This is a genomic window from Actinoallomurus oryzae (assembly GCF_039541955.1).
GTDB classification, from domain to species: Bacteria; Actinomycetota; Actinomycetes; order Streptosporangiales; family Streptosporangiaceae; genus Actinoallomurus; species Actinoallomurus oryzae.
Window position 1 is genome coordinate 1 of sequence record NZ_BAABHF010000068.1, and the last position, 24409, is coordinate 24409.

Below are 24409 nucleotides of genomic sequence, written 5' to 3' on the forward strand. Positions count from 1 at the left end.
CGCTAACCAGACCCTACTGTCAGGGCACCATCGCGTGCATGCGTCATGATCCCTCCCCCGTCCGCTCACGCCGAGCCCGGCCGAACCGGCCTGCGACACGGCGAGGAACCCGCGGTAGGTGAGCTGGTCGTGTTCGCTCGGTCGGAGCGGAATAGCTCCGCGCCGGGCACGAAGCGGTCCGTGGTGTTCAGCCAGTCCGATTCGATCATGCACGGATCCTTCCAACGGCGTGGTGGGCGGGCGTGTGCCTATCGATCTTGGCGAGCCTGTCATCGGCTCGTCGGTGGGGGTGCGGTACTCCTCGCTGGGGCGTAGTGCGATGTTTGGACGACGGCCTGACGAGGCTGCACACTGAGGGCCATGGCTTTGACGAGTCGTCTCGCTCGCCGCGAGGACGTGCCTACGCTCCTGCCCTTGGTCGCCGCCGCCATCGGCGAGCTGCAGAAGGGGTTTCTCGACGACGCACAGATCGAGTCGAGCCGATCGATCATGGGTATCGATACCCAGCTCGTTGACGACGGGACGTACTTCGTGGTCGAAATCGACGAGCAGGTCGCTGGATGCGGCGGCTGGAGCCGCCGGGCAACGCTGTACGGGGGCGATCACTCCAGCGGTCGGGACCCGGCGTTTCTGGATCCCCGTCGGGACCCCGCCAAGGTCCGGGCGATGTACACCCACCCCGCCTTCACCCGTCGAGGCGTTGGCCGGCTGATCCTCTCCCGGTGTGAAGCCGCCGCCGCTGCCGAAGGGTTCGCCTCGCTTGAGCTCATGGCCACCTTGTCAGGCCGGCCGCTATACGAAGCCGCCGGGTTCGTGCCGATCGAGCACGTCGAGGACGCCGCCGGCGGCACACCCGTTCCACTGATCCGGATGCGTAAGCCGATCCGTACGGCCGCCTCCTGAACCCTGCGATCGGATGAAGGGGTCCTATCCCGTCCTTGCCGGCCGAACGCCGATCATGGGTGCCCGGCCCGAGGCGGTCTTCGCGAAGGCGATCGACGAGCGGAAGGCAGCGTAGGACGGCATGCCCGACGTCGGCTACCTGGCGGCTCTTTTGGGCGGCGTGCTGGCGCTCATCAGCCCCTGCAGCGCGTTGCTGTTGCCGTCGTTCTTCGCCTACGCCTTCCAGCGCACCTCACAGCTCATGGGACGTACGGTCCTGTTCTACCTCGGCCTGCTGATCACGCTGGTTCCGCTGGGCATGGGATCGTCGGCCGCGGCGTCGCTGTTCTACGGCCATCGTGAGGCGGTGATCGTCGTCGCGGGCTGGCTGATCGTCGGCTTCGGGGCGGTCCAGATCCTCGGCGGTGGGTTCGCGTTCGGGCCGGCGACGCGGTTGCAGCGGCGAATGGCGGGTCGGGGCGGTTCGGTGTCGGTGGTCGGCCTCGGCGCCGCGTACGGGCTGGCCGGGTTCTGCTCCGGGCCCATCCTCGGGGCTGTGCTCACTGTCGCCGCGGTGGGCGGGAAGCCGTTGCGCGGAGGTGCGCTGCTGGCGGTGTACGCGCTGGGGATGGCGGCTCCGATGTTCGTCCTGGCGCTGCTGTGGGACCGTTTCCGTCTCGGCGGGCGCCGGTGGCTGCGCGGAAAGGCCTTTCGTATCGGCCCGTTCCACGTGCACAGCACGATGCTGGTTTCCGGGCTGCTGTTCGTCGGGGTCGGCGCGCTGTTCCTGGTCTACGACGGCACCGCCGGCATCACGGGCGCTTTCGGTCTGAGTGACACCACGTCCACAGAGATGGCGGCGCAGCAGTGGATCACAGGTCTGCGGGTGCCGGACTGGCTGGTACTGCTCGTGGCGGCGGTCGTCACCGTGACGCTAGCGGTCTGGCGGTGGCGACGGGCCGTCGTGGCCGAACCCCGCTCTCCGGGCGGCCTGCCGGAAGGAGACGAAGAGGGTGGATGAACCGGAGCTTCGTGTGGTGATAGCGCCGTGGGCACCGCTCGCTATGGACGACGCATGCCGGTGGCTACGATCTTGAAGCCGGCGCGGTCCAGAGCGCGGGAGACCGCGGCGAGCTGGGTCACCACATCCTTGCAGTCACGCCCGGCCTCGATCATCGCGATGACTCCGGCCAACTGGCCCTGGGCACGGCGTAGGCGGTTGAGCACCGCGTTCATCGCCTCTTCTTCTCCGCCCATGGGCACCTCCAAGATCCAACGTCTATCCGCGGTGCCCCCGGGGGTATAGGCCTCCCGTAGATGAGCGCCTGCGGTTGTGAGCGGGCGGAGCGTGCGCATCGCGGAGGGTGGATGGTCTCGCGCGGAGACTTACGTTGCCGCGACCGCCCTCGTCATCAGGCTTGCCCGAAGACAGTCCTCATGTTCCGCAAAACCCCCCGGATATATGTTCCGCCTAAAACGCAAGATACCCCCCTTGGGTATTCGGGGAAGGGGGAGAGCATGTACTTCGTCGAGACGCTGGTCTTGAAAGGCCTGGGCAATCGCGGCTACCTGCCCGGCGGGCGAACTGCCGCGGTGGCGGTGGACCCACCCCGGGACATCGATCGGGTCATGGCCGTGGCGGCCCGGCGCGGGATGCGGATCACGCACGTGGTGGAGACCCATCTGCACAACGACTACGTCACCGGCGGCACGCCGGCCTGGGCGCAGGCGGACCTGCCCGTCCGTACCGGCCAAGGGCAGGTCATGTGACCACGCTCATCCTGGCGCTCATCGCAGGCAGTGTGGTCGGCCTGGCGCTGGGGGGCCTGGGCGGCGGAGGGAGCATGCTCGCCATCCCCGCCCTGATCTACCTGCTGCGGTTCAGCCCCTCCCAGGCCACGACCGCCAGCCTGCTGATCGTCGCGGCGACCTCCCTGACCGGGCTGATCGCTCACGCCAGGGCCGGACGAGTCCGTTGGCGCACCGGCACCATGTTCGCCACCGCCGGGCTGCCGGCGGCGGCCGCCGCCGGAGCGGTGTCCGTGAAACTTCCCGGTGCGCTGCTCACCGTGGCATTCGCCCTGCTCGCAGGCCTGGCCGCCGGGCGCATGCTCATCCCCGGAGCCGCCACGGTGCCGAGTGCCGCGGCCGGGCTGGGTAAGGCCACCGCGGCGGGCGCCGGTCTCGGCGCGGTCACCGGCCTGCTCGGGGTCGGTGGCGGCTTCCTGGCCGTCCCGGCACTGGTGTCTGTCCTGGCCTTCCCCATGGGCGAGGCGATCGGCACGAGTCTGCTGGTGATCAGCGCCAACGCCCTGGCCGCTCTTCTTCCCCGGCTGGGGGGTACCGGCGCCGTCGGCTGGGCGATCGTCGGGCCGTTCACCGGCACGGCCGTCCTCGGGGCCTGGGGCGGCGAACGCTGGGTGAAGAGAATTTCCGGTCGCACTCTGCAGAAGGTCTTCGGCATCACGCTGCTGGCCATCGCCGCCCTCATGCTCATCGACGCCCTGCACTAAGACCGCCACCACCGCGTGGGGGAACGACCCTGAACGGTCGGGCCCACGCCACCACTGATGGATCCAGAAAGGTCCTTGACCGATGAACCCGGCGATGACGCCGCAGCAGTTGCATCCCCGCCTGGACGACCTCACGGTCATCGATGTGCGCGCTGGTCGTACTCGGACTCCTCGCCGACCTCATCGTGCCCGGCATCCGTGGGCCTCGGCAGCCGTCGGCGGCGGCCTGGTGTTCTCCGCCCTGACCAACACCTGCGGCATTACTCGCCAAGCTCCCGTACAACCGGCGCGCCGACGCAGCATTCGACCTGCATTCCCCCTGAACACTCTGCGCGGCTGAGAGCGACAACCCGCCGGCCGAGCCCGCAGCGGCCACCCCGGGGCGTCGGCGGTGCTCCCACGGGTATTTTTGTGTGGTGCTGGAGGACTCGACGGGACTATGCGCTGAACCGCTGACAGCGCTCGGTGCCGGTGAACACGGGCGTGGTCGGTGAGGCTGATCGATCGGATCACGCCTCGGCCGGGTTCACGAGCCAGGGTGCTGGTGTCGGCCGCTGCGGTGATCGCGGTGCTGGCGGTTCTGGCGCTGGTCGGCCTTACCGGAGGGTCATCGTCGAAACGGTCGGTGAGCACCGCCCCGACCCCGACGTACGGCTCGACGGGTGCGGCCACGCCACGTCCCACGGGCGGCACCCCCACAGTCACCGGCCCCGCCCCACCGAAGAGCGATCCGGCGCTGTGGCTGGGATCGAACTCCGCGCCGGTCACCGTAGAAGAGTTCGGCGACTTCCAGTGCCCGCACTGCGCGTCCTTCGCGCGCCGCACCGAGCCTGAGCTGCGCCGCCGGTACGTCGGTGCGGGCGTCGTCCGGTTCATTTGGCGGGACTACCCGTGGATCGGCAAGGAGTCCGAGCGTGCGGCGATCGCCGCACGGGCCGCGGCCCGGCAGGGCAAATTCTGGCCTTACCACGACGCTCTGTACGCGCACCGGTTCCCCGAGAACAGCGGCCACCTGGACGATGCTTATCTCCGCGGCATCGCACAACGGCTGGGCCTGAACATGTCCCGGTTCGACGCCGACCGTCGAGACCCGGGAACCCGGGCGCAGGTGCGGAGCGAGATGGGATTTGCCGAGGCGCTCGGCATGTCCGGCACCCCGGCCTTCTTGATCAACGGCACCCTTCTCTTCGGTGATCAGTCGCTGAAGACCTTCGTGGCGGCCATCGAAAAGGCCCGCAGCGAGCGTTGACCTGTGCCCACGCGGGCAGCCCGGGCACGGCGAGTGGCGGCCCGCCCACGGTCCCAGCCGGCGCGCCCAAGGTCGGCTCCGAACAGACCAAGACCGACCTCGACACCGCGATGCACGGCGAGGCGACCGCATACGCCAAGTGCACCCTGTGGGGCGAGCACGCCGCCAAGGAAGGCAGCGCCGACGTGGGACGCCTGTTCACCGGGACCGCCGGCGTGGAACGCCAGGAACACTTCGCCGAACGCGCCGGCCTTGCCGAGTCGTCGGCACCAGTAGTCAGCCTGGCGGCGGCGGCGCTGTTGGCCGGGGTCGCCCGGCTCGACCGTCCGACGGCCCTGCTCGGCATGATCGCGGGAGGCTCGGCGGCAGCGGTCGCCTGCGCGGAGGGTATGCGCGCCGACGCGCGGCTGGTCGCCATCATGCAATACCTGCGCGTGGCTCTGATCGCCGCCACCGCCGCGGCCTCCCAGGCCGACGTTCCGTTGGTCTCCGGCGTGCAGAGCATCCGCCTGTTCTGCATGGTGTTGCTCGCCCCGCTTCTCATCCGCCTGGCGGCGCGGTGGCAGGACCGGCCAGACGAACGCGGGCACGACTGAAGCCAGTGGTCGGCCGGCTCGCTTGGCGGCCGTGGGGTCGAGTCCGGCGTGTGGAACACCAGGCCGCCCCTGCCGAGTGCGTCGATCGCCGGCGTCTCTGCCCGGGGCCATCTCGCCAGGCGAACCTCCGCCGCGCCAAGGTCCAGCCGACACGGCGGTACTGGAGTTACCATCGACTGATGGCGATTGATTCCGAATTTGGAATGGATGAGGTGCTGGACGACCTCGCGCCGGCCGCCGCGCTGTTCCGCTCGCTGGGTGACCCGGCGCGGCTGTCGATCCTGCGGCAGTTGGGTCGCGGCGAGGCGCGGGTGGTGGACCTGACGCGCCGTCTGGGGTTGGCGCAGTCCACGGTGTCCAAGCATCTGGCCTGCCTGCGAGGTTGCAAGCTGGTGGACTATCGCGCCGAGGGCCGGCAGTCCTTCTACTTCATCGCCACGCCGGAGTTGCCGGGTCTGCTGCGTTCGGCCGAACACCTGCTGACCGCCACCGACCGTGCCGTCGCGCTGTGCCCCACGTACGGCACGGCGGTCTCGGCGAAGGGGCTGTCATGACCGCATCGGCGATCGATCTGGCGTCGGCCCGCCGCGACGTGCTCGCGCGCCGGGTGCGGCGGCTCGTGGCCGCGACCATCAGCTACAACGTCGTCGAGGCCGTCGTCGCGGTCACCGCCGGTACGGTCGCCTCCTCCGCGGCGTTGGTGGCGTTCGGGCTCGACTCGGTCATCGAGGTGGCCTCGGCCGCCGCGGTCGCCTGGCAGTTCTCCGCGCGCGACCACGCGACCATCGAGCGTCGTGAGCGCCGGGCGCTGCACATCATCGCGATCTCGTTCTTCGCGCTCGCCGTCTACGTGACCGTCGATGCCGTCCGGACCCTGGCCGGTGCCGGGCATGCCGAGCATTCAACCGCCGGGCTGGTCCTGGCCGCCCTGTCGCTGGTGATCATGCCGGCCCTGTCGTACGCTCAGCGCCGCGCGGGTCGCGAGCTCGGCTCGGTCACCGCGGTCGCCGACTCCAAGCAGACCCTGCTGTGCACCTACCTGTCCGCGGTGCTCCTGGTCGGGCTCGGGCTCAACATGCTGCTCGGCTGGTACTGGGCCGATCCCATCGCCGCCCTGGTCATCGCCGCCGTCGCCGTCAAGGAAGGCCGCGAGGCCTGGCGCGGCGAGAGCTGCTGTGCGCCCGTGCCACGCCCGGGGACCGAGGCCGCCACCTCGTCCGAGCGCGGCACCTGCGGGCCCGGCTGCGGCTGCTGCTCCTAGCCGACTTCCGGCCCGGTGACTGATCCGGCAGGACGGTGGATCGGGCCGTGGGAGTCCTCACAGTGCTCTGGGCCGGCGCCTCCCGCCGCTGCCGGGGTGGGAGCGTGGTCGACCTGGAGCGTCGTGTGAGTGATCTTGTATGCCTCGGCGAGGACTGCTTCCAGGTCGGCGCGTACGGCGTGGCAGTCCTCGCCGTCGGCGACCAGAACGTGTGCGGAGGCGGCGGGCATGCCGGAGGTGATCTGCCAGATGTGCAGGTCGTGGATCTCGGCCACGTGCGGGCGGGCGGCCATTGCCCGGCCGATCGCCTCGGGTGGAAGTCCGGTGGGAGCGGCCTCGAGGAAGATCCGTCCGGACTCGCGGACGAGTCCATGGCCGGCCTTGAGCATGAGGGCGACGACGGCGAGGGAGGCCATCGCGTCGGCCCGGGCGAAGCCGGTGAACACCATGGCCAGGCCGGCGATGGCAGTGGCGATGAAGGCGTACAGGTCGGTGAGGATGTGCTGGAACGCGCCTTCGACGTTGAGGCTGGTGCGGTTCGCGCGCGAGATCATCCAGGCGGCGCCGACGTTGATCACGATGCCGACCAGCGCGGTGCCGAGCACGAGCCCGCCGGTGACGGCGGGCGGCTCGATCAGCCGCCGGATCGCCTCGTACGCCAGCCAGATCGACAACAGCAGCAGGCTGATTCCGTTGGCCTGGGCCGAGAGGATCTCGGTGCGCTTCAGCCCGTACGTGTAGCTGCCCTGCGCGGGCTTGGCGGCGAGCCGCATCGCTACCAGAGCGAGCACGATCGAGGCGGCGTCGGTGAGCATGTGCGCCGCGTCGGAGATCAGCGCCAGGGAGTGCGCGACCAGACCGACGATCACCTCGCCCGCCATGTAGGCGACGATCAACGTGAGAGCGCCGGCCAGCCACCGCCGGTCGGCGTCCGCGCTCACGCCGTGGGAGTGTCCCGCGTGCCCCTCGTCGGCGTTGTCGTGATCACCGTGAGCGTGGGGGGCGTCCTGCGGGTCATGGGTGGTCATTCGCTGTCTCCGCGCTAGGGGCTTGTTCGGGGGTCAGCGGCCGCCGGCGCGTGGAAACCTCCTACAAGGTCTAGGAGCGTGGCGGCCTCGTTCAGCAGAAAAGCGGAATCGCGTCGGCCCAGGCGGCACAGACCACCACCGGGATGGCGACCGAGAGCGCGATCGCCGTCCGGCTCAGCAGGTGGACGTATGTTCCATGCGGTGTCGTTCCGCCTTCGAGGCGGGCCAGTCGCTGCGTGAGCACGGACCGATCGGCCGGACCGGCGGCGAGTCCGCCGGCCGGACACGGCGATATGGCGAGTTTCCGCAGGGCCGCGGCGACGACGTCCGGACCGCTGTTTCGGGCCGCCTCGTCGTCGGCGGCCATCTCGGCCAGCGGAGGCAGGTGGTCGCAGGCTGCGCGGAAGCTGGGCAGCCAGGCGAGCGCCGTGCCCGCGGCGTCGACGAGAGTCAGGATCAGGTGATGGCGCTTGCCGAGATGGGCGCGTTCGTGACTGAGGGCGGCACGCAGTTCGGTGGCGTCGAGACGGTGGAGCGCGCCGCTGCTCATGACGATCTGCCGTTCGCGCTCGGGCAGGCAGTACACGACGGGCACCGGGTGGTCGATGAGGCGGACGTCCGGGAAATCGTGCGACGGCTGGGTCACGAAGTCGAGTGCCTCGCGGTGGTGCCGACGCAGGGTGACGGTACGGCGATAGCGTCTCGCCGCGATCATGGCGAGGATGGTCGCCGCTGCGAGAGGAAGCACGCTCATCAGGTACGTGGTGTCGCTGCTGGGATATTTGTGATGCTTGAGATAGCTCAGCAGCCACTCGATCACGTGATGGCCCAAGCCGGGTCTGTCGAACAGCGCCATGGCCACCAGGCCGGACAGCGCGGCGAGCGTCGCGGCCAGCGTCCCGAGCCATGCCGCCATCGCCACGCCCGGCAGCCGGAGCGGCCAGCGGCTGCGAGCCAGCACGGGGCCGGCCGCGCCTCCGAGCAGGATGCTGACCGTCGCCAGAGCGGCGATTGAGATCATCGTTCGCGGTCCCCGGCCGAGGACGAACGTAGCGGTCGCGAGCGCTGTGCCAGTTCGAGCAGCAGCCGGTGGGCGTCCTGAGGGTCGATCGTCTGGGCGAAGCGGGCGAGGGCCGGTCCTCGATCACTCACTCCGGCCAGCGCATCGACCATGATCTCGGCGACGTGCTCCTCGCGGCTGCGGGTCGGTGCGTAGCGAAAGGCGTTGCGGTCCGGGGTTCGGACGAGGAACCCCTTCTGGACCAGCCGGTCAGCGACGGTCTGCACGGTCGTGTACGCCGAGGGCTTGCCCGCGCCGGCGTTGATGCGTTCCATCACCGCGCGCAGGAGCAGGGGTTCGTCGGCGTCCCACAGCGCTTCCATGATCACGCGTTCCAAGGGACCCGCGATCGCCATCGGCAACCCCCGTTCCGATCGTACGGCTCGTCTCCACTCGCACCGACGACACCGATATCCGCCCGCTGGTTCTCCTACGGATTTTAGGACCTCAGGGTCGGCCGACCCGGGTGACATCCCGCTCACTGTCTGCTCCGAGAGAGGTATCCGCTCGGTCATGGTTACTACAGGAAGTAGGAGGGCAACTCTCCGTGTGCAAACAAAGGTTCAGTCGACGGTAACGGGCCGACCGCGCCTTGCGGAGACGGACCAGCCACGGCGTCAGAAGGAGACTGCCCATGCGTTCCACGGGCGACAGCGGCCTTGACCCGCCACAAGGCGAAGCCTACGGAGCCCATGCGGAACACGATCATCCCCATCCACACGCCGAGACGGCGCCGGTTCTGCACCTGCCCACCGACGGCCGGCTGCTCACCCCCGCCGACGTGCGCAACAAGGTCTTCGCCACCGTACGAGTCCGCGAGGGCTACGACATGGCTCAGGTGGACGGTTTCCTCGACCAGGTCGAGGCCACCTTGGAGCTGATCCTTCGGGAGAACACGGAGCTCAAGCGGCGCCCGGCGCGCTCGCCGGCGGATGGCAGCGCCCCGCAGATCATCGCCTTGGCCCAGGAGGTCGCCGACCGCGCGGTCGCGATGGCCAAGGAGCAGGCCGGCGACATCATCGCCGACGCTCGCGACCGTGCCGAGGCGACCCAGCGCGAAGCCCTCACCTACGGCGGCCGCATCCGAGAAGAACTGCAGGACCAGATCCACCGGCTACGCGCTCTGCTGACCGAGCTCGAGAAGAGAACGGCCCACGCCGCCGACCTCGGTCCGCCAACAGGCCCGGCACCGGATACGCGCCCGAGCGGCGACGTCCCTTAACGGGCCGCCCTGAGCAGATCCGTCTCATCGGACGACGAAGTCCCGCCGTCCGTACGTCTCGCCGTGCCCGATCCCCCCGGCGGCCGGCTTCAGGAGGAGGTGTCACCGGTGTATCTAGCGCAGGGGATCGAGGCGATCAACGTCATCGAGCGCGGCCGGAGCCCCGGCTACGAGGCCTGGATCGCGGTCGGCCTGGTGTCGGTCTCCAGCCTCGCGGGGGCGTGGCTGGCCCGGCGCAACTCGGCGCGGGTGGTCGTCTGGCTGGCGATCGCGTCCGCGACGATGCTGGTCATCGCGATGACCGACCTGCTGCCGGACGCCTGGCGGGAGGCGTCGGAGACCGGCGTGCCGTGGTGGGCGATCGCCGTCGCCGCCGCGGTCGGCTTCCTCGTGATCACCTACTTCACCCGCAAGGGGTGCGGCTGCGAGGCGGACTCGGACAAGACGGCGGGCCGGCACGCACCGGGTCGCCACCGCCGCCTCAAACAGGCGGTCGACACGGCGTTGTTCAGCGGGATGGGCACGGCGGCGGCCCTGACGACGCACCGGGCGATCGAGGGGGCGACCTTGGCGCTCACGGCGTCGGTCGTGGTCGTCGTCGCACTCATGGTGCACTCGGCGAGCGAAGGCCTGGCGCTCGCGGCGCTGTTGGACATGGCCAAGCAACGTCTCGCTCCTTGGCTGGTGGTGGCCTGCGTCGCACCCGCCGTCGGGGTGCTCGCGGCGACCATCCACCCCATTCCCGGCAAGGTCGTGCCGATCCTGCTCAGCATCATCTCGGGCGTACTGACACGCACGGCGGTCGTGGGCCTGAAACTCGCCGCGAGCAAGCAGGCCGGCGGGCGCCTCTCAAGACGACAGGTGACCATCGCCGGACTCGGCGCGATCACGGTCGGCGCGCTCATCGTGGTCGCCCACACGAGCGAGAACGCAGGCCCGGCGCGGACACGAACCCAGCCGGTACACCTCGCTCCGTCACCGGCGCGGAGCGTTCCGCGGACGCGGCCGCGTGGCGCGCCTCGGCGAGGCCGACCGACGGACCGGCCGACGGACCGGCCGACGGCGATGCGGCTGGCCGCCCGGCCGGCGCGCGGCGGCTTCACCTACGGGCTCAAACGCGCCGAGATCCTGTCGCCGCAGCTCAACGTCGTCACTCTGCTGGTCCTGGGCGCCCTGTTCTGCTACGAGGCGATCGCACGCCTGATCGAGTCGCCGGAGGTCGAAGGGCGCTGGGTCCTGACGACGGCGCTGACCACTGGTGGTCATGACGACGGGGTTCGCGCGGGCGGACGCCGTCGCGACGCTGGTGGTGGCGATGCTCATGCTGAAGGCGGGCTGGGGTCTCATCCGCGAGACCGGCCGGATTTTTCTCCAGGCCGCTCCGAGCGCGCTGGTGCCGGGTGAGATCGGTGCCCGGCCACCCGGTCGGGGCGCCTCGGCGACAGTGATCTTGGTGTGCCGGTCCTTCCTGCGTCTCCCCACCGTCGGCAATGTGTCCGGTTGACTTCATGTCGGAGGTGGCTTTCGCAGGCGCCCACGTCGCCGAAGCATCCCTCACCGAACCAGCCGGTTCTAACCGGCCGCTGCGACGATCGAATCAACGACCCGGTCGGGGTCTTCAGCGGTGATCGCGGTGGCCATGCGCTGAGCGGCCTCGGTGTAGCCCGGATCGGCCAGAACCTGCTGGATGGTGCCGGTCAGCGCGGGCACGTGGGCGTCGGCGGTGACGCCGACGCCCACGCCGTGGTGGCGGACCCGCGCGGCGACGTCGTGTTGGTCGCGTCCCATCGGCACGCACACCAGCGGTACTCCGGCACGCAGCGCTGCCATGACTGTGCCGTGGCCGGCGTGGGTGACCACCAGTGCGGCGTGCGGGAGGACGGCCGAGTGCGGCACGAAGCGTTCCACGGTGCTGTTGTCCGGCGGGTCGAAGCGGGCGGGGTCGACCGCCGGGCCGACGGTGACCAGTGCGCGTACCGGCAGTTGCCCGAGCGCGGCCAGCAGCCGGTGCAGCAGCTCGACCTGGCCCTGGTCGCTGGTGCTCAAACTCACGAGCACCAGCGGTTTGTCCGTCCACTGTGGCCGCCAGTCGCCGGGCGGGATGTCGTCGAGTTGCGGGCCGACGTAGGTGACGTGGGCCGGCGGCCGTACGTCCGGCAGTTCGAAAGCGCGGCTGGTGAGCACGAGGACCCGGTCGGCGGCAAGGATCTGGTCGGTGACCGAGGCGACCTCGGGCAGGCCGAAACCACGACGGGCGTCGTTGATCGCGGCCCGGACCCGTCCCCACTTCGGCTGCGCGGCCATCGTCGAGCCGACCCGCCGGTCGGCCAGGTAGACGGTCGGCATCAGCGCGGCGGACGGTACGTCGCCGACGGTGGCGGCGATCAGCGCGCCGTACAACATACAGTCCGCCACCACGATGTCGGCACCGTCGAGCCGGTCGCTCAGGTGCTTGGCGAGCGGTGTCGGGTCAGTGTCCCCGATGGGGTGGAAGTCCAGTCCGGATGCCAGGTGAGCGATGGTCGGCGACCCCGCGACCCGTACCCGGTGGCCGTGTGCGACCAGACGTCGGGCCACCCGGATCTCGGCCGATGCGGTGCCGCCGCCGTCGCGTGCTACGAGCAGTACGTCTGTCATGACCGCAAGGCTGGCACTTGAAGCACGGTTCAAGTCAACGGGAGCGGCATGGTCGAGTTGCTCGACATCGCCGAGGTCGCCCGCCGCAGCGGGCCGGCCCCGGCGAAGCTGCGCTCACAGTGGTGATCATCCGGTCAGGTTCGCCGCCGGGGGCTGGTCGGTCGCGCCGAGTCGGCGGTGTTCGATGTGGTAGACGGCCTCGTCGAGCAGGGCGGCGACGTGGTCGTCGTAGAGGCGGTAGACGATGCTGCGTCCTTGCCGGTCGCCGGTGACGAGGCCGAGGTGGCGCAGGTGGCGGAGCTGGTGTGAGACCGCCGAGCGTTCCATGCCGACCGCGTCGGCGAGTTCGCCGACCGGGCAGGGGCCCTGGCGGAGCCGGGCCATGATGAGCAGCCGGCTCGGTGTGGCGAGGGCCTGCATCGTCTCGGCGACCGTCTTGGCGGTTTGAAGGTCGATCTGGGCGGCGGGGGTCGTTCGCCCGTCCACGCCGTGTCCCATGACGGCGATGCTACCGCGCGTCAACAGGTGAACAGGTATTCACATATTCTCCTATAATGGCCGGGCACGTCGGAGAGACCCCGGGGAGTCGCCCTGTCATGAGCATGCTGGAGACCGTACGAGACGACGCCGCCGACCGGCGTGCGGCCAACCGCGCCATGGCGGTGTCGGCGGCCGGGCTCGCGATCACCGCGGTGGTCGAACTGGCCCTGGCCTTGGTGACCGGATCGGTCGCCCTGCTCGGTGACGGGCTGCACAACCTGTCCGATGTGTCCACCTCGGCGGTGGTGTTCGCCGGGTTCTGGATCTCACGTCGGCCCCCGACCGCCCGCTATCCGTACGGGTATGAGCGTGCCGAGGACCTGTCCGGGCTGGGCGTGGCGCTGGTGATCTGGCTCAGTGCGCTGTTCGCCGGGTACGAGAGCGTGCGGAAGCTGCTCGACGCGGCGCCCACGAGTCATCCGGCCGTCGGCATGGCCGGTGCGGCCATCGGCATCGTGGGCAACCAGCTGGTGGCCCGCTACAAGCTGAAGGTCGGGCGGCGTATCCGGTCCGCGACATTGATCGCCGACGCCAGGCACTCGTGGCTGGACGCCATCTCCTCCGTCGGAGCGCTGATCGGGCTGGCGCTCGTCGTCGCCGGATACCGGTGGGGCGACCCGATCGCCGGCTTCGCCGTCACATTGTTCATCTGCCATGTCGGCGTGGAGGTCACCCGCGAGATGGTCCACCGCCTGATGGACGGCGTCGACCCCGATGACCTTGACGCCGCCAAGGCCGCGGCCGCGCGGGTGCCCGGAGTGCGGTCGGCCGAGGTCCGCGGACGCTGGATGGGCCGCACGCTGGCGCTCGAGGTCGAGACCGGTCTCGGCGACGGTCTCAACCTCGCCGACGCGGATCGGATCAACGCCTCCGTCGAGGAGAGCGTACGGGCCGCGGTTCCGGCGGCGGGCCTGGTGCACGCCCACGCTCATTCCACGGCCGCGACGGCCTGACCCGCCGAAATCTCCTAACCTCCGTAGGAGCAACTGCGGTGTCACCTCGCACACCGCCTGTTCCTCCGCCCTGCCGCGTACAGGATCCGGACCAGATGAGGGTTCCGTACTGGGCGTTAACGAATGTCGCTTTTGGGGCTGATGTTGTGTTTGATTACGGTCTCTACTACGTTGCGTCGTAGCCGGGCTGTGGCATGTCTTCATCCGAAGGCGGGGCCCGGACGCCTAATCCGGTGGCGCCGCCAGCGTCGTTGGAGCCGGGGACCCATGTCTTTGGGGTGAATCCGCCGTGTGCGGTAGGGCTTCTCCTGGCCCGAACCCGTCAGCTAACCCGGTCGGCGGGTGAGGGAGAGATATGGATCCGGTAGGCCAGAAACTGCTGCACATCGCCAGGGCCGAGCTCGGCTACAGCGAAAAGAGCAGCGGCTACACCAAGTACGGGAACTGGTACGGCGAGCACGTCGCCCACGGCGGCGGCTACGACACCGCGCCGTGGTGTGACATGTTCCTCGCCTGGGCCGCCGACAAGGCGGGCGTCGAGGACTGGACGGGGGAGTTCGCCTCCACGCCCGATCACGCGAGCTGGTTCCAGAAGCACCACGCGTGGGGCCACAAGCCTGAGCCGGGCGCCATCGTGTTCTTCTCCTTCTCGGGCGGCAAGAGCATCGGCGACATCGAACATGTCGGGATCGTGGAGAAGGTCCACGGCGATAAGCTCACCACCATCGAGGCGAACCACAACAACAAGCTCGGACGCGCCGATCGCGACGTCAGCCAGGTCGTCGGCTTCGGCTATCCCGCCAAGGTCAAGGTGAAGGGCAAGCCCGTACCGGGGACGGAGCAGAAGTACCAGCCGAAGCACTCGGCACCGGCGCTGTCGCCGCGGGAGATCGTCGGGGACGTCGGGGCGCAGCAGCAGGTGGCGCAGACTTCTCACGCGGCGCCGGAGCAGCCGTTGGTCGACCAGAGCGGGATGCTGACCGGGTTGCTGGCCGTCGTGGTGTTCGGTACGGCCACGCTGGCGATCGCCAGGTCCAGGGTGAAGGTGCCGGTCCCCGCGTCCGGCGTTCAGCTCCGCAAGCGCGGGAAGCACCACCGCAGGCCGGTGGAGCTCCCCGCCGAGATGACTCCGGCGCACCTCGACGAGGCCGACGTCGGTACGGCGGTGATGCCGGCCTTCACGGCCGAGGCGGCGGCCCAAGCGGAAGATCGCGAGTTCTGGGGGAGGATCTCCGGCCTGGAGGAGGATGAAGAACTGGCGTTCTGGGACTCGATGCACTCGGTGATGGCGAGCGCTCGCCCGTCGGAGCGCGCGTCCGCGATGGCCGGTATGTAGGAGCCGAGTGGGCAGGAAACCGTCCGCCGCGCCGATCCGCGCGGTCCGGCCCCTGGAGGGTGGGTTGCCCCTGCGGACCTTCGAGGAGTACCGGTCCGCGGGGCGGCTCGTCCGCCGGGAGCTGGATGACGCGGAGCGCCTGCGCCGTGAACTTCTCCATGGACGTACGGCACCGCGTCGGTTCCCGCCTGACTTCGCGGGTCGGCTGCTGGCGGTATGGAACGCCTACGTCCTGCAGATGGTCGGGGAGCACTTGCTCGACGCGGTGCGGGTTCGCTCTCTCGGCGCCGTACGCCCCGAGGCGTCGGCTCGGATACTGGCGTTCCTGGGTCCGGCGGGCCGCTGGATGTCCCAGGCCGCCCATGCCGCGGCCGACGCCTCGTACCGGGTCGAAGAGCGGGTGCACCTTCCGGCCGAGCCGCCGGGGTGGCCGAACCGGACGTACGGTCCTTATCCCCTGTCGACCGCGATGGCGGCAGCCCTCCGGGCGGTTCACGCACGGGCCGGCTCCACCCTGGCGGACCATGTCCGGGCGCCGGTCGGGGATGAGGAGGATCTGTTCTGGCTTCGCTGGCTACTCGACAACGCCGCCGCGGCGATCGAGTACACGGAACAGCCGGACCTCGATGAACCGTCATGGTCGGCGATGACCGCCGCCTATCTGCGGTACGCGCTCCGGATGCTGTTCCTCTTCGGCCAGGTCGCCGCGATGCCCGCCCTGCTCGACGCCCGAGACCCCACCACCGTGGTCTCGCTCGTCGCCCGCGGTCCGTCGAGGACCGACATCTGGTCTCTCACCGACCCGGGTCGGCGCACACTGTGGCGCTCACGTCCATCGGCGCGCGCGGCGGTCGAGAAGATGTGGGCCGCGAACCCGCGGCCGGGGGCGACCGTCCGGGTGCAGGCGCAGATCGACGCGGCGTTCCGGACGGGCGCGATCGTCTTCGCCACCGACCGGACCGGCGAGCGGCTCGGATGCCTCTACCGGTGTCCCTGGCCGGCGGTGTACGAGGTGCGCAGGCCCGTCACGATCGGCGGCACCCACCTGCTGCCGATGGAGCACTTCACCTTCGACGCGCTCGGCGAGGGGCATGGCCAAGGGGGCCGGATCGTCGTGTCGGTGTTCGTACCCGCCGACGCCGCGGTCGGATGAGGCAAGCCGGCTTGCCGGGCCATCTGTGCGAGATCTGTCAGGGCCGGCTGGCGCCCACGTAGTGCGAGACGTACCAGGGGTTGGACATGCTGTCGAACTTCACGACGCTGCCGGTGTGGGGGGCGTGGATGAACCTGCCGCCGCCGACGTACATGCCCTCGTGACCGAGGTTGTCGAAGTAGACCAGGTCGCCGGGCTGCAGGTCCGACTTGGCGACATGGCGGGTGGCGGCGTACTGGTCGGGGACGACGCGGGGGAGGCTGACGCCGGCGGCGCGCCAGGACATCATGGTCAGGCCGGAGCAGTCATAGCCCTTCGGGCCGGTGCCGCCGTAGATGTAGGGCTTGCCGAGCTGGGCATAGGCGTATTCGAGGGCTTTACGCGGCGGGCCCGAGGCGGGACCGGTGTAGGTCCCGCCGATCGGACCTCCAGGGCCACCCAGCACTCCGGCTTCGCGTAGGAGTTTCTTCTGCTGGTTGATCGCCTTCTCAACGGTCGTCTTCTGCTTCTTCACGCTCTCGGTGTGCTTCTGGACGACCTGGAGGGCGTACTGCGCCATGGCCTGCTCGCGGCGGAGGCGCTGGGCCGAGTTGACGAACGCCTTGAGCTCCTGGCTTCGGCCGCTGGACAGCTGGGTGAACGCCGACATCTGGCTCAATGCGGCGTTCGGATCCTGCGCGGCCAGCAGGGACGTGGTGTAGTCCAAAGTCCCGTTCTTGTAGGCCGCCGCCGCGATCTGCGCCACCCGCGTGTGCATGCTCTTGTAGGTGCGTTCCTCGGCGGTGACCTGGCCGTTCAGAACCTTCAGTTCCTTCTTGGCCGCGTCGAGCTGGGTTTTGGCCTTGTTGTACTTGTCGACGAGCTTGTCGACCTGACTGTTGAGCTTCGCCAGCTTCTTCTTCGTCGCGGCGACCGACGGCTTGGGTGCGGCGTCGGCACTGGGCGCGGGCGCGAGCAGAGTGGCGGTGACCGCGAAAGCCGCCAAGCCTGCGAAGCGGCCGGATCGCCGATATCGCGAGCACGAGGTCGCCACGGGGGATCTCCTCTCCTTGACGCCTACCGGGTTAGCTGTCGGGTTCGGGCCGGAGTCGCCCTACCGCGGCGCGGCGCGGATTCACCCCAGGAACTCGGGTTCCCGGTTCCCTTTGAAGGGGATTCGGCGGGTCGGCTGAGCTTCGTGTGAAGCAAGGGACAACCGACTCTCTGACGGAGTGTAGGAGATCACGATGTCGCATGCCACTCGTCTCGCGTTTTTGGGTGCCATCCACCGCAGACAGCGACAAGTCGGGCGGGGGTGATTACTAAGAAGCGTAGGAGGACTTGTGGGGGTGGAGCTTCAGCACAGCAGGGGAGTCGCGGAGATCCAGGCGGCGGAGATGAGGAGCGGCACGGCGATGGAGGTCATCGCGGTGATCCTCGTCAGGCGCCGAACCTGTGCGTCGTCGGCGGGGGGCGAGGTCTCGAGTCTGGCGAGCCGCTTGTCCAACTGCGAATGATCAGAACCGCCGGCGGCCAGACCTCCGGCCGGGCTCGGTGAGATGGCGAGCTTCCGTAGGGCCGCCGCCACCGTCGCGCGACCCCAGCGGCGGGCGGCGATCTCGTCCGCGGTCATCTCCAGCAGCAGCGGCAGGTCACGGCGCGCGGCGCGGAAAGTCGGCAGCCAGGCGAGCGCGGCGGCCAGCGAGTCGACCACCGTGAGGATGACGTGATGACGGTGGCGCAGGTGCGCTCGCTCGTGCGCGAGTACCGCCTGGAGCTCGCCGTCTTCCAACCGGTCGAGCGCGCCACTGCTCACCACGATCAGCCGGGTCCGCGCGGGGACGCAGTAGGCGACCGGGACGGGATGGTCGAGTACGCAGACATCGTCCAGTTCACTCGACGCGCGGACGATGAACTGCAGAGCCTCGTGATGCCGCCGCCGCTGCAGGAGCGTATGCCGGTAGCGGCGCGCCGACACGTACACCGCGGCGAGCGTCGCGCCGAGCAGCAACGCGTTGAGCACGTACCACCTGGCGCCACCGCCCTCATGATGGTGCCAGCAGTTCACCAGCCACTCCGCGACACGATGTCCCAGCCCGTGGTGTCCCGCCGAGACGACCGCGACCATGCCCACGGCGGCGGCGATGGCGCCGGCCAGCACTCCCGCCCACGCGAAGGCGGCGGCCTTGGGCAGCCGATGGCTCCAGGCGCTTTCACTCAGCAGCGGTCCGGCGCCGATGCCCAGCACCAGGACGATCAGGCCGAGCCCCCCGAGCAGAATCACGGACGCCGGCCCTCGCCGGACGGAGCCGACCGCTGCGCCAACTCGATCAAGAGCCGGTGTGCGTCCTGAGGGTCGATCGTCTCCACGAACCGCGCCAGGACCGGCCCGCGATCCGGTGCACCGGCCAGCGCCTCGGCCATCACCCCGGCGACATGTTCCTCGCGGCTGCGCGTCGGCGCGTACCGCCAGGCGTTCCGGTCCAGCGCGCGCGTCAGCAGCCCTTTCTGCACGAGCCGGTCGGCCACGGTCTGCACCGTCGTGTAAGCCGACGGCTTCGGCGCGCCCGCGTTGACGGGCACCAGCAACTCACGGATGAGAAGCGGCCGGTCCGAGTCCCACAACGCCTCCATGATCGCGCGTTCGAGAGGCCCTGCGATCGGCATCAGCCACCTCCGTCACTGGCCCGCCTCGCGGTACGGCCCATCGTTGTCCCTTCCTACACAGGTTAGGACGTTTTGGAGCGAAGGTACGAGTCAAAAAGTGGCGCGGGAACGGGGCGGCCCGTCCTGGTCGGCAGTGGGGTCGGCGCCGGCGTTGTGCTGAGGAGTACGGGATGTTTCGCCGTCGTCGAGTCGGCGGTCGATCTGACTTGTCTCGTCTCGCGGGGTGTCCTCGCTTACGGGGAGTACGGCGTCGGATGCCGCGGTGTGTGGTGTTGGTTCACATGGGTGGTGATCGGCTGAGGTCGCCCGGAGTGGATTGGCCTTGCCGTCGTGCTGGATGCCGGAGGCGATGAGAATCTCCTCGGGCGCGCCGCTGTGCTTGCCGATGGACGCCATTGCCAGCGCGGACTTCGCAGCGGTTGGCGAGGCGTGGGGTGGTACGACCAGCAAGAAGACGTGATCTTGCGGACCACGGGTCACGATGATCTTGTGGTTCAAGTCGGCGAACCATCCCACCCGTACGACATGCCCACCGACGATGATGCGGCGCGGAATGTCGTCCCAGTCGCGGGCATCGACGCCGAGACGCAGGACCGAACCGATCCTGCCGTTCAGCGATGAGATGAGAATCGGCAGCTCGATCCTCGCGTTGCGGGAGCGTGGCCACCAGCCGCCGCCGAGAATTCCCAGGCGTCCGAGCGCAGGATCCAGCCTCAGATTCGACGACTGGGGAATATCCGGAGAAAGAGCGTCTATTTGATCATCAGCGCGCGGTGCCATGGTATCGGCCCTGTCCTCGGCCTCCACGAGGAAGCCGGATTTTCGTTCGCCCAGGACGGCGTCAACTTGGCCATCAGCGCACGAAGTGCCCTCGGTGACCTCAGCCTACTCCAGAAAAACGCTCCGTCTCTGAACGGACGCCCCGATCTCGTCTTGGGTGCGCTCTGGGAACCGTATTGGAATACTCGCGCTCAAATTTCGCCCAAAAAGCCATCGACATGCCGGCCGTTGTCGGGCCTCTACGCCTGGGTACGAGGCCGTCATGGGAGCTGGTCCGATCGAGGGGTGGGGCCGGGCGGAGGTCGTGCGCGCCCGTGTTCCCCAGGGCCGTTCTTGGACGGCGTCTTGCTCCGTGGTCCGGTCGGCCGGCATGAGAGGGCTGGCGCGCGTCGTACGATCGCTGACCACGCCGTTGCTGCCGGATGATTACCTCGCGCTGGTGAACCCGCTCTGGTGTGGGCAGGAGCTGCGGGGCCGGGTCGAGGCGATCCGGCCTGAGGCCGCGGACGCGGCGACGCTGGTGATCCGTCCCGGCCGTACCTGGGCGGGGCACAGGCCGGGTCAGTGGGTTCGGATCGGGATCGATATCGAGGCGGTGCGTCACTGGCGGACCTATTCACTGTCCAGTCCGCCACGTCGCGACGGGCGACTCACGATCACCGTCAAGGCCGTCCCGGACGGGCTGGTCTCCCGCTATCTGGTGCGGCGGACACGGCCTGGCACGTTCGTCCATCTGGCCGGGCCGGAGGGTGACTTCGTCCTCCCGGAACCGCCTCCGCCGCGGCTGCTGTTCCTGACGGCAGGCAGTGGCATCACGCCCGTACGGGCGATGCTGCACGGCCTCTTGACCGGCGCGGACGTACGGGGTGGTACGGAGGCTGGAGCCGCTGCGCCGCGTCAAGATGTGCCTGACGTGGTCCTGGTGCACTCCGCGCCCACGCCGGATGACGTCATCTTCGGCGCGGAACTGCGGGCGCTGGCGGCGCGTTTCGCGAATCTGCGTCTGTACGAGCGGCACACGCGAACCGGGGGACGTCTCAGGCCCGCTGATCTGCCGGGCCTGTGCCCGGACTGGGCCGAGCGCACGGCCTGGGTATGCGGGCCGGCGGGAATGCTCGAAGAGGCTGAAGAGCACTGGGCGGGATCGGCCGACCGGCTCCACGTCGAGCGATTCCGCTCGTCCGCCCCGGCGGCGGTCGGGACGGGCGGCCGGATCCGGTTCACCAAGAGCGGCCGACAGGCCGACGCCGAGGGCGGTACGCCGTTGCTGGTCGCGGGGGAGGAGGCGGGGGTGCTGATGCCGAGCGGCTGCCGGATGGGGATCTGCCACAGCTGTGTGGGGCGGCTGATCTCGGGGCGGGTCCGTGACCTGCGCACGGGTCAGGTCCACGGCGAGCCGGGCGACCTTATCCAGACGTGTGTGTCAGCCGCCACCGGCCCCGTCCAGATCGAGCTCTGACGCAAGGAGGATCATGCCGACCACCGCACTCAGCCGGGCTGACGTCGAGGAGTTCGGACGAGAGCTGGACCGCATCCGTGAGGAGGTCATCGCGAGCCTCGGAGACGAAGACGCACGGTACATCCGAGGCGTCATCGCGATCCAGCGCAAACTGGAGATCGGCGGCCGTGTCCTGCTGTTCGCGTCCTGGCTGCCGCCCGCCTGGCTGGCCGGAACCACCGCGCTGGCCGCCGCGAAGATCCTGGAGAACATGGAGATCGGCCATAACGTCCTGCACGGGCAGTGGGACTGGATGCGCGACCCGAAGATCCACTCCACGACGTGGGAGTGGGACGTCGTGTCTCCGGCCGACCAGTGGAAGCACTCCCACAACTTCGTGCACCACACCTGGACGAACGTGCTCGGCAAGGACCGCGACATCGGCTACTCGCTCCTGCGGGTCAGTCCCGAGCAGCCCTGGCATCCGGTCTACCTCCTCCAGCCGATCTACAACCTCCTGCTCGCGGGAGTGTTCGAATACGGCATCGCGCTGTACGACCTGGAAGTCGAACGCATACCCACCGGGGACAAGAGCCCGAAGGAGGCCATGACCCAGCTGCGCGCCATCGCGGGCAAGGTAGGACGCCAGTTCACCAAGGACTATCTCGCGTTCCCCCTGCTGGCCGGCCCCGCGTTCCTCCCCGTCCTGCTCGGAAACCTCACCGCGAACCTGACCCGCAACGTATGGGCGCACACCATCATCTTCTGCGGCCACTTCCCCGAAGGGGCCGAGGTCTTCACCGAGGACCAACTCGACGGCGAGACCCGCGGACAGTGGTACGTCCGCCAGCTGCGCGGCTCCTGCAACATCGACGGCGGCCGCCTCCTGCACCTGATGAGCGGCAATCTAAGCCACCAGATCGAACACCACCTGTTCCCCGACCTGCCCAGCAACCGGTACGCCGAGATCGCGCCACGAATCCGCGCCCTGTGCGAACGATTCGGTCTCCCGTACACCTCCGGCTCACTGACCAGGCAGACCGGCTCGGTCTACAAGCGCATCCTGCGGCTGGCTCTCCCAGGCCCCAGGCGCCGACCCGAACACGCGACACAACCAGCTCCGGATCTTCAGGCGGTCGGCTGAAACACCCGCTGCGGAAGGCTCTCCACCGTCGTTGGAGCCGAGTCCGGCGATGTGCGAATCTGGAGTTATCGTCCTATACCGGCCCGGTCACCCAATGCCAGTCGCCGTCCTCACGGTTCGCGCGATCAGCCGGGCGCCACCGGCGTATGCCGCCTCGGCGACTGCTCGAACCAGCTGACAATGGAAGTCGTCCAGGACGCCCGACATGTGTGCCTCCTCGTGCGGAGCGGTGAGTTACTCAGCGTGACATATCCGCTGCCCGGCGGTCGCCCGCGGTGTCCGAAGACCGGTCAGGCGTCCCGCGTGGTGAGGTGGTCGGTGGTGCCCCCACGCCATTCGATCAGGAAAAGGGTCGCGTCGTCGCTGGTGATCCCGCCGCGTGCGCGCATGAGGGCGTGGGAGAGTCCCCGGACCATCTCCTGTGCGCTCTCGCCGATGTGCCCGGCGGCGTTGATGAAGTCGATGAGGCGTTCCTCGCCGAACTGCTCGCCGCCGGTCTCATGTTCCTCGATGAGGCCGTCGGTGAACAGCAGGATCCGGTCATCTCGCTGGAGAACCTGCTCGCTGATCTGCGGCTGGTCGCCGCCGAAGCCGACCGGCAACGTTCCCGGCCCTCCCAGTGCCTGGACGACCCGTTGGCCGCGGATCAGGAGCGGCGCCGGGTGGCCGGCGTTGACCCACTGCAGCCGGCCTGATCGGACATCCAGGCGCATCATCTGCGCCGTGACGAACTGGTCGGGTCCGAACTGCTCGTCGATGGCCGCGTCCATGAATCCGTACAGCTCCGCCAGCCCGACGCCGGCGCGTCTGGCATGCCGGTAGGCGCCGATGGCGACGGTGGCCAGCACGGCCGCGTTCAGGCCATGCCCCATCGCATCGATGACGGCGACGTGCAAGATGTCGTCGTTGAGGGCGTAGTCGAAGCTGTCGCCGGCGACGTCATAGGCGGGCTCGAGGATGCCGGCCACCGCCACCTGAGGGGTGATCATGGTCAACGGGGGCAGCAGCGACCACTGGATCTCGGCGGCCACGCTCATCTGCTCGCGGCGCCGGGCCCGGAAGAACTGATCCGTGTAGCTGCTCTTGGTGACCAACATGTCGGCGACCAGACCGGCGAGCCGCCGCAACAACCGCCGGTCGCCGTCGTCGACGGTGTCGAGGGTAAGAGCCAGAACCCCCACCTTTTCGCCGCCGCCCAGGAGCGGCATGAACATCCGCACGCCGTCGGCCAGAGATTCTTCGACGAGGGTCGCCCGGAGAAAAGCGTCGCCGGCCGGGGAACCATCGATCCTCTCGGGTTCGCCGGCCAAGAGCCCCCGGCCTGGGAGGGGCGCGAGCGTCAGCTGGTCATAGTCCTGCAGGAGGATCGAGACGGCCCTGCCGCCGAGCCTGTGCACCTCCTCCGCGACGAGCGGGGCGATCAGCTGCGGCGGTAGCTCACGAGCCCGATCGAGCAACGCGTCGAGCAGCCGCTCGGCGAACCTCTCCGAGCGACCCGCCATGACCCTGCCGGACGGACCCTCGAGTCCTGTCATGCTCGCCCTCGTCTCTCCGGCCGGTCGCCGCGTGGCGAAGGCCGGCTGCGGCGCGGCTCCTGCCCTCTCCCGGCATCGTCCCCGGCGGTCAGCTCACCAAGCAGCCTTTCCGGGTCGGATGGACGGCGTTCGTAGGGGAGTCCTGGTGGCGGCGACTCAGCGTAACGTGGTTGTGGACACCGTGGGGACACACTGCCGGGGGAGGGCGATGGTTCTTTGGGGACGGTGCTCTGGTGTGCCCGACGGCGGACCAATGGCTCTGGGGGACGTCGGCATTCGAGGAGATGAGCCGTCCGGGCACCCTCTGTGCGCGAGTTCCCCTAGCAGGCTGATCATGCCCGTGTGAGGTAGGGTCGATCACAGCCGAGGACTTTCCGCACGCTGACAGCAGAGTTGGCGTCGCCCCGGTCTCTTACAAGTCGACCTTTCTTTCGCG

The 24409-nt window shown here is 69.3% G+C and carries 25 protein-coding genes, 1 pseudogene and 2 riboswitches; of the genes and pseudogenes, 15 read left to right on the forward strand and 11 right to left on the reverse strand.

Features of this window, described 5'->3' with window-relative positions; translation table 11 throughout:
* Nucleotides 1-414: 414 nt before the first annotated feature.
* Both ABEA10_RS49065 and ABEA10_RS49070 read left to right on the forward strand, forming a co-directional pair.
* A complete protein-coding gene (locus ABEA10_RS49065; protein ID WP_345475597.1) occupies nt 415-903 on the forward strand; it encodes a GNAT family N-acetyltransferase in 489 nt (162 codons plus the stop codon).
* Between the two features lie 121 nt (nt 904-1024).
* The gene (locus tag ABEA10_RS49070; RefSeq protein ID WP_345475598.1) at nt 1025-1903 is read left to right on the forward strand and encodes a cytochrome c biogenesis CcdA family protein; all 879 of its coding nucleotides are present in this window, start codon (nt 1025-1027) and stop codon (nt 1901-1903) included.
* Nucleotides 1904-1953: 50 nt separating this feature from the next.
* On the opposite strand, the pseudogene ABEA10_RS49075 reads toward ABEA10_RS49070, so the two are convergent.
* A pseudogene (locus ABEA10_RS49075) lies at nt 1954-2139 on the reverse strand (metal-sensitive transcriptional regulator); the annotation flags it as partial.
* Nucleotides 2140-2400: 261 nt separating this feature from the next.
* Between ABEA10_RS49075 and ABEA10_RS49080 the strand changes: the two are divergent.
* The 6 genes from ABEA10_RS49080 to ABEA10_RS49105 all read left to right on the forward strand — a co-directional run bounded on the left by ABEA10_RS49080 (nt 2401) and on the right by ABEA10_RS49105 (nt 6501).
* Nucleotides 2401-2652 (forward strand): MBL fold metallo-hydrolase, encoded by a 252-nt coding sequence (locus ABEA10_RS49080; RefSeq protein ID WP_345475599.1) that lies wholly within the window; start codon nt 2401-2403, stop codon nt 2650-2652.
* Nucleotides 2649-3395, forward strand: a complete 747-nt coding sequence (locus ABEA10_RS49085; protein WP_345475600.1) for a sulfite exporter TauE/SafE family protein — start codon at nt 2649-2651, stop codon at nt 3393-3395. Before ABEA10_RS49080 ends, ABEA10_RS49085 begins: the two co-directional genes overlap by 4 nt.
* A 625-nt stretch (nt 3396-4020) precedes the next feature.
* Complete coding sequence (locus tag ABEA10_RS49090; protein ID WP_345475601.1) at nt 4021-4644, forward strand: DsbA family protein; 624 nt, start codon at nt 4021-4023, stop codon at nt 4642-4644.
* Complete coding sequence (locus ABEA10_RS49095) at nt 4641-5240, forward strand: AbrB family transcriptional regulator (protein WP_345475602.1); 600 nt, start codon at nt 4641-4643, stop codon at nt 5238-5240. The genes ABEA10_RS49090 and ABEA10_RS49095 overlap by 4 nt, the downstream gene beginning before the upstream one ends.
* A gap of 179 nt (nt 5241-5419) precedes the next feature.
* Nucleotides 5420-5794 carry an ArsR/SmtB family transcription factor gene (locus ABEA10_RS49100; RefSeq protein WP_345475603.1) on the forward strand — a complete coding sequence of 125 codons (375 nt, stop codon included), beginning with the start codon at nt 5420-5422 and terminating at the stop codon, nt 5792-5794.
* The gene (locus tag ABEA10_RS49105) at nt 5791-6501 is read left to right on the forward strand and encodes a cation efflux transmembrane domain-containing protein (protein WP_345475604.1); all 711 of its coding nucleotides are present in this window, start codon (nt 5791-5793) and stop codon (nt 6499-6501) included. The genes ABEA10_RS49100 and ABEA10_RS49105 overlap by 4 nt, the downstream gene beginning before the upstream one ends.
* Here ABEA10_RS49105 and ABEA10_RS49110 read toward each other — a convergent pair.
* The 3 genes from ABEA10_RS49110 to ABEA10_RS49120 all read right to left on the reverse strand — a co-directional run bounded on the left by ABEA10_RS49110 (nt 6498) and on the right by ABEA10_RS49120 (nt 8945).
* Nucleotides 6498-7529 (reverse strand): cation diffusion facilitator family transporter, encoded by a 1032-nt coding sequence (locus ABEA10_RS49110; RefSeq protein ID WP_345475605.1) that lies wholly within the window; start codon nt 7527-7529, stop codon nt 6498-6500. The genes ABEA10_RS49105 and ABEA10_RS49110 overlap by 4 nt on opposite strands.
* A 91-nt stretch (nt 7530-7620) precedes the next feature.
* The gene (locus tag ABEA10_RS49115; RefSeq protein WP_345475606.1) at nt 7621-8550 is read right to left on the reverse strand and encodes a M56 family metallopeptidase; all 930 of its coding nucleotides are present in this window, start codon (nt 8548-8550) and stop codon (nt 7621-7623) included.
* Nucleotides 8547-8945 carry a BlaI/MecI/CopY family transcriptional regulator gene (locus tag ABEA10_RS49120; RefSeq protein ID WP_345475607.1) on the reverse strand — a complete coding sequence of 133 codons (399 nt, stop codon included), beginning with the start codon at nt 8943-8945 and terminating at the stop codon, nt 8547-8549. The genes ABEA10_RS49115 and ABEA10_RS49120 overlap by 4 nt, the downstream gene beginning before the upstream one ends.
* A gap of 278 nt (nt 8946-9223) precedes the next feature.
* On the opposite strand from ABEA10_RS49120, the gene ABEA10_RS49125 reads away from it, so the two are divergent.
* Both ABEA10_RS49125 and ABEA10_RS49130 read left to right on the forward strand, forming a co-directional pair.
* On the forward strand, nt 9224-9811 hold the full coding sequence (locus ABEA10_RS49125) for a DivIVA domain-containing protein (protein WP_345475608.1): 588 nt from the start codon (nt 9224-9226) through the stop codon (nt 9809-9811).
* Between the two features lie 108 nt (nt 9812-9919).
* The gene (locus tag ABEA10_RS49130; RefSeq protein ID WP_345475609.1) at nt 9920-11215 is read left to right on the forward strand and encodes a cation efflux transmembrane domain-containing protein; all 1296 of its coding nucleotides are present in this window, start codon (nt 9920-9922) and stop codon (nt 11213-11215) included.
* 168 nt (nt 11216-11383) lie between these two features.
* Here ABEA10_RS49130 and ABEA10_RS49135 read toward each other — a convergent pair whose 3' ends face one another.
* Both ABEA10_RS49135 and ABEA10_RS49140 read right to left on the reverse strand, forming a co-directional pair.
* Nucleotides 11384-12448: a glycosyltransferase gene (locus ABEA10_RS49135; protein ID WP_345475610.1), complete on the reverse strand. Its 1065-nt coding sequence runs from the start codon at nt 12446-12448 to the stop codon at nt 11384-11386.
* Between the two features lie 126 nt (nt 12449-12574).
* Nucleotides 12575-12946: an ArsR/SmtB family transcription factor gene (locus ABEA10_RS49140; RefSeq protein WP_329246285.1), complete on the reverse strand. Its 372-nt coding sequence runs from the start codon at nt 12944-12946 to the stop codon at nt 12575-12577.
* Between the two features lie 98 nt (nt 12947-13044).
* Between ABEA10_RS49140 and ABEA10_RS49145 the strand changes: the two genes are divergently transcribed.
* From ABEA10_RS49145 to ABEA10_RS49155, 3 genes are all read left to right on the forward strand, one after another.
* Nucleotides 13045-13941, forward strand: a complete 897-nt coding sequence (locus ABEA10_RS49145; protein ID WP_345475611.1) for a cation diffusion facilitator family transporter — start codon at nt 13045-13047, stop codon at nt 13939-13941.
* Nucleotides 13942-14153: 212 nt separating this feature from the next.
* A riboswitch (cyclic di-AMP (ydaO/yuaA leader) is annotated at nt 14154-14297 on the forward strand.
* Nucleotides 14297-15277: a CHAP domain-containing protein gene (locus tag ABEA10_RS49150; RefSeq protein ID WP_345475612.1), complete on the forward strand. Its 981-nt coding sequence runs from the start codon at nt 14297-14299 to the stop codon at nt 15275-15277. (Overlaps the previous riboswitch by 1 nt.)
* A gap of 7 nt (nt 15278-15284) precedes the next feature.
* Nucleotides 15285-16430, forward strand: a complete 1146-nt coding sequence (locus ABEA10_RS49155) for a hypothetical protein (protein ID WP_345475613.1) — start codon at nt 15285-15287, stop codon at nt 16428-16430.
* A gap of 37 nt (nt 16431-16467) precedes the next feature.
* Here the strand turns inward: ABEA10_RS49155 and ABEA10_RS49160 are convergent, their stop codons facing one another.
* The 4 genes from ABEA10_RS49160 to ABEA10_RS49175 all read right to left on the reverse strand — a co-directional run bounded on the left by ABEA10_RS49160 (nt 16468) and on the right by ABEA10_RS49175 (nt 19883).
* Nucleotides 16468-17415, reverse strand: coding sequence for a C40 family peptidase (locus tag ABEA10_RS49160; protein WP_345475614.1), 948 nt, complete (start codon nt 17413-17415; stop codon nt 16468-16470).
* 53 nt (nt 17416-17468) lie between these two features.
* A riboswitch (cyclic di-AMP (ydaO/yuaA leader) is annotated at nt 17469-17602 on the reverse strand.
* Between the two features lie 164 nt (nt 17603-17766).
* Complete coding sequence (locus tag ABEA10_RS49165; RefSeq protein ID WP_345475615.1) at nt 17767-18693, reverse strand: M56 family metallopeptidase; 927 nt, start codon at nt 18691-18693, stop codon at nt 17767-17769.
* Nucleotides 18690-19076: a BlaI/MecI/CopY family transcriptional regulator gene (locus ABEA10_RS49170; protein WP_345475616.1), complete on the reverse strand. Its 387-nt coding sequence runs from the start codon at nt 19074-19076 to the stop codon at nt 18690-18692. The genes ABEA10_RS49165 and ABEA10_RS49170 overlap by 4 nt, the downstream gene beginning before the upstream one ends.
* A 90-nt stretch (nt 19077-19166) precedes the next feature.
* Nucleotides 19167-19883: a DUF5994 family protein gene (locus tag ABEA10_RS49175; protein WP_345475617.1), complete on the reverse strand. Its 717-nt coding sequence runs from the start codon at nt 19881-19883 to the stop codon at nt 19167-19169.
* Nucleotides 19884-20226: 343 nt separating this feature from the next.
* On the opposite strand from ABEA10_RS49175, the gene ABEA10_RS49180 reads away from it, so the two are divergent.
* The gene (locus tag ABEA10_RS49180; RefSeq protein WP_345475618.1) at nt 20227-21315 is read left to right on the forward strand and encodes a ferredoxin reductase; all 1089 of its coding nucleotides are present in this window, start codon (nt 20227-20229) and stop codon (nt 21313-21315) included.
* 13 nt (nt 21316-21328) lie between these two features.
* On the forward strand, nt 21329-22438 hold the full coding sequence (locus tag ABEA10_RS49185; protein ID WP_345475619.1) for a fatty acid desaturase family protein: 1110 nt from the start codon (nt 21329-21331) through the stop codon (nt 22436-22438).
* Between the two features lie 290 nt (nt 22439-22728).
* Here ABEA10_RS49185 and ABEA10_RS49190 read toward each other — a convergent pair whose 3' ends face one another.
* Nucleotides 22729-23973 (reverse strand): PP2C family protein-serine/threonine phosphatase, encoded by a 1245-nt coding sequence (locus tag ABEA10_RS49190; protein ID WP_345475620.1) that lies wholly within the window; start codon nt 23971-23973, stop codon nt 22729-22731.
* Nucleotides 23974-24409 lie beyond the last annotated feature (436 nt).

Excerpts from the sequence above, each read along its gene's own strand:
- ABEA10_RS49120 (WP_345475607.1), bottom strand. The coding sequence starts at position 8,945 with ATGGCGATCGCGGGTCCCTTGGAACGCGTGATCATGGAAGCGCTGTGG.
- ABEA10_RS49100 (WP_345475603.1), top strand. The coding sequence starts at position 5,420 with ATGGCGATTGATTCCGAATTTGGAATGGATGAGGTGCTGGACGACCTC.
- ABEA10_RS49125 (WP_345475608.1), top strand. The coding sequence starts at position 9,224 with ATGCGTTCCACGGGCGACAGCGGCCTTGACCCGCCACAAGGCGAAGCC.
- ABEA10_RS49080 (WP_345475599.1), top strand. The coding sequence starts at position 2,401 with ATGTACTTCGTCGAGACGCTGGTCTTGAAAGGCCTGGGCAATCGCGGC.
- ABEA10_RS49115 (WP_345475606.1), bottom strand. The coding sequence starts at position 8,550 with ATGATCTCAATCGCCGCTCTGGCGACGGTCAGCATCCTGCTCGGAGGC.
- ABEA10_RS49150 (WP_345475612.1), top strand. The coding sequence starts at position 14,297 with ATGGATCCGGTAGGCCAGAAACTGCTGCACATCGCCAGGGCCGAGCTC.
- ABEA10_RS49190 (WP_345475620.1), bottom strand. The coding sequence starts at position 23,973 with ATGACAGGACTCGAGGGTCCGTCCGGCAGGGTCATGGCGGGTCGCTCG.
- ABEA10_RS49145 (WP_345475611.1), top strand. The coding sequence starts at position 13,045 with ATGAGCATGCTGGAGACCGTACGAGACGACGCCGCCGACCGGCGTGCG.
- ABEA10_RS49180 (WP_345475618.1), top strand. The coding sequence starts at position 20,227 with ATGAGAGGGCTGGCGCGCGTCGTACGATCGCTGACCACGCCGTTGCTG.
- ABEA10_RS49170 (WP_345475616.1), bottom strand. The coding sequence starts at position 19,076 with ATGCCGATCGCAGGGCCTCTCGAACGCGCGATCATGGAGGCGTTGTGG.
- ABEA10_RS49070 (WP_345475598.1), top strand. The coding sequence starts at position 1,025 with ATGCCCGACGTCGGCTACCTGGCGGCTCTTTTGGGCGGCGTGCTGGCG.
- ABEA10_RS49135 (WP_345475610.1), bottom strand. The coding sequence starts at position 12,448 with ATGACAGACGTACTGCTCGTAGCACGCGACGGCGGCGGCACCGCATCG.
- ABEA10_RS49185 (WP_345475619.1), top strand. The coding sequence starts at position 21,329 with ATGCCGACCACCGCACTCAGCCGGGCTGACGTCGAGGAGTTCGGACGA.
- ABEA10_RS49140 (WP_329246285.1), bottom strand. The coding sequence starts at position 12,946 with ATGGGACACGGCGTGGACGGGCGAACGACCCCCGCCGCCCAGATCGAC.
- ABEA10_RS49110 (WP_345475605.1), bottom strand. The coding sequence starts at position 7,529 with ATGACCACCCATGACCCGCAGGACGCCCCCCACGCTCACGGTGATCAC.
- ABEA10_RS49105 (WP_345475604.1), top strand. The coding sequence starts at position 5,791 with ATGACCGCATCGGCGATCGATCTGGCGTCGGCCCGCCGCGACGTGCTC.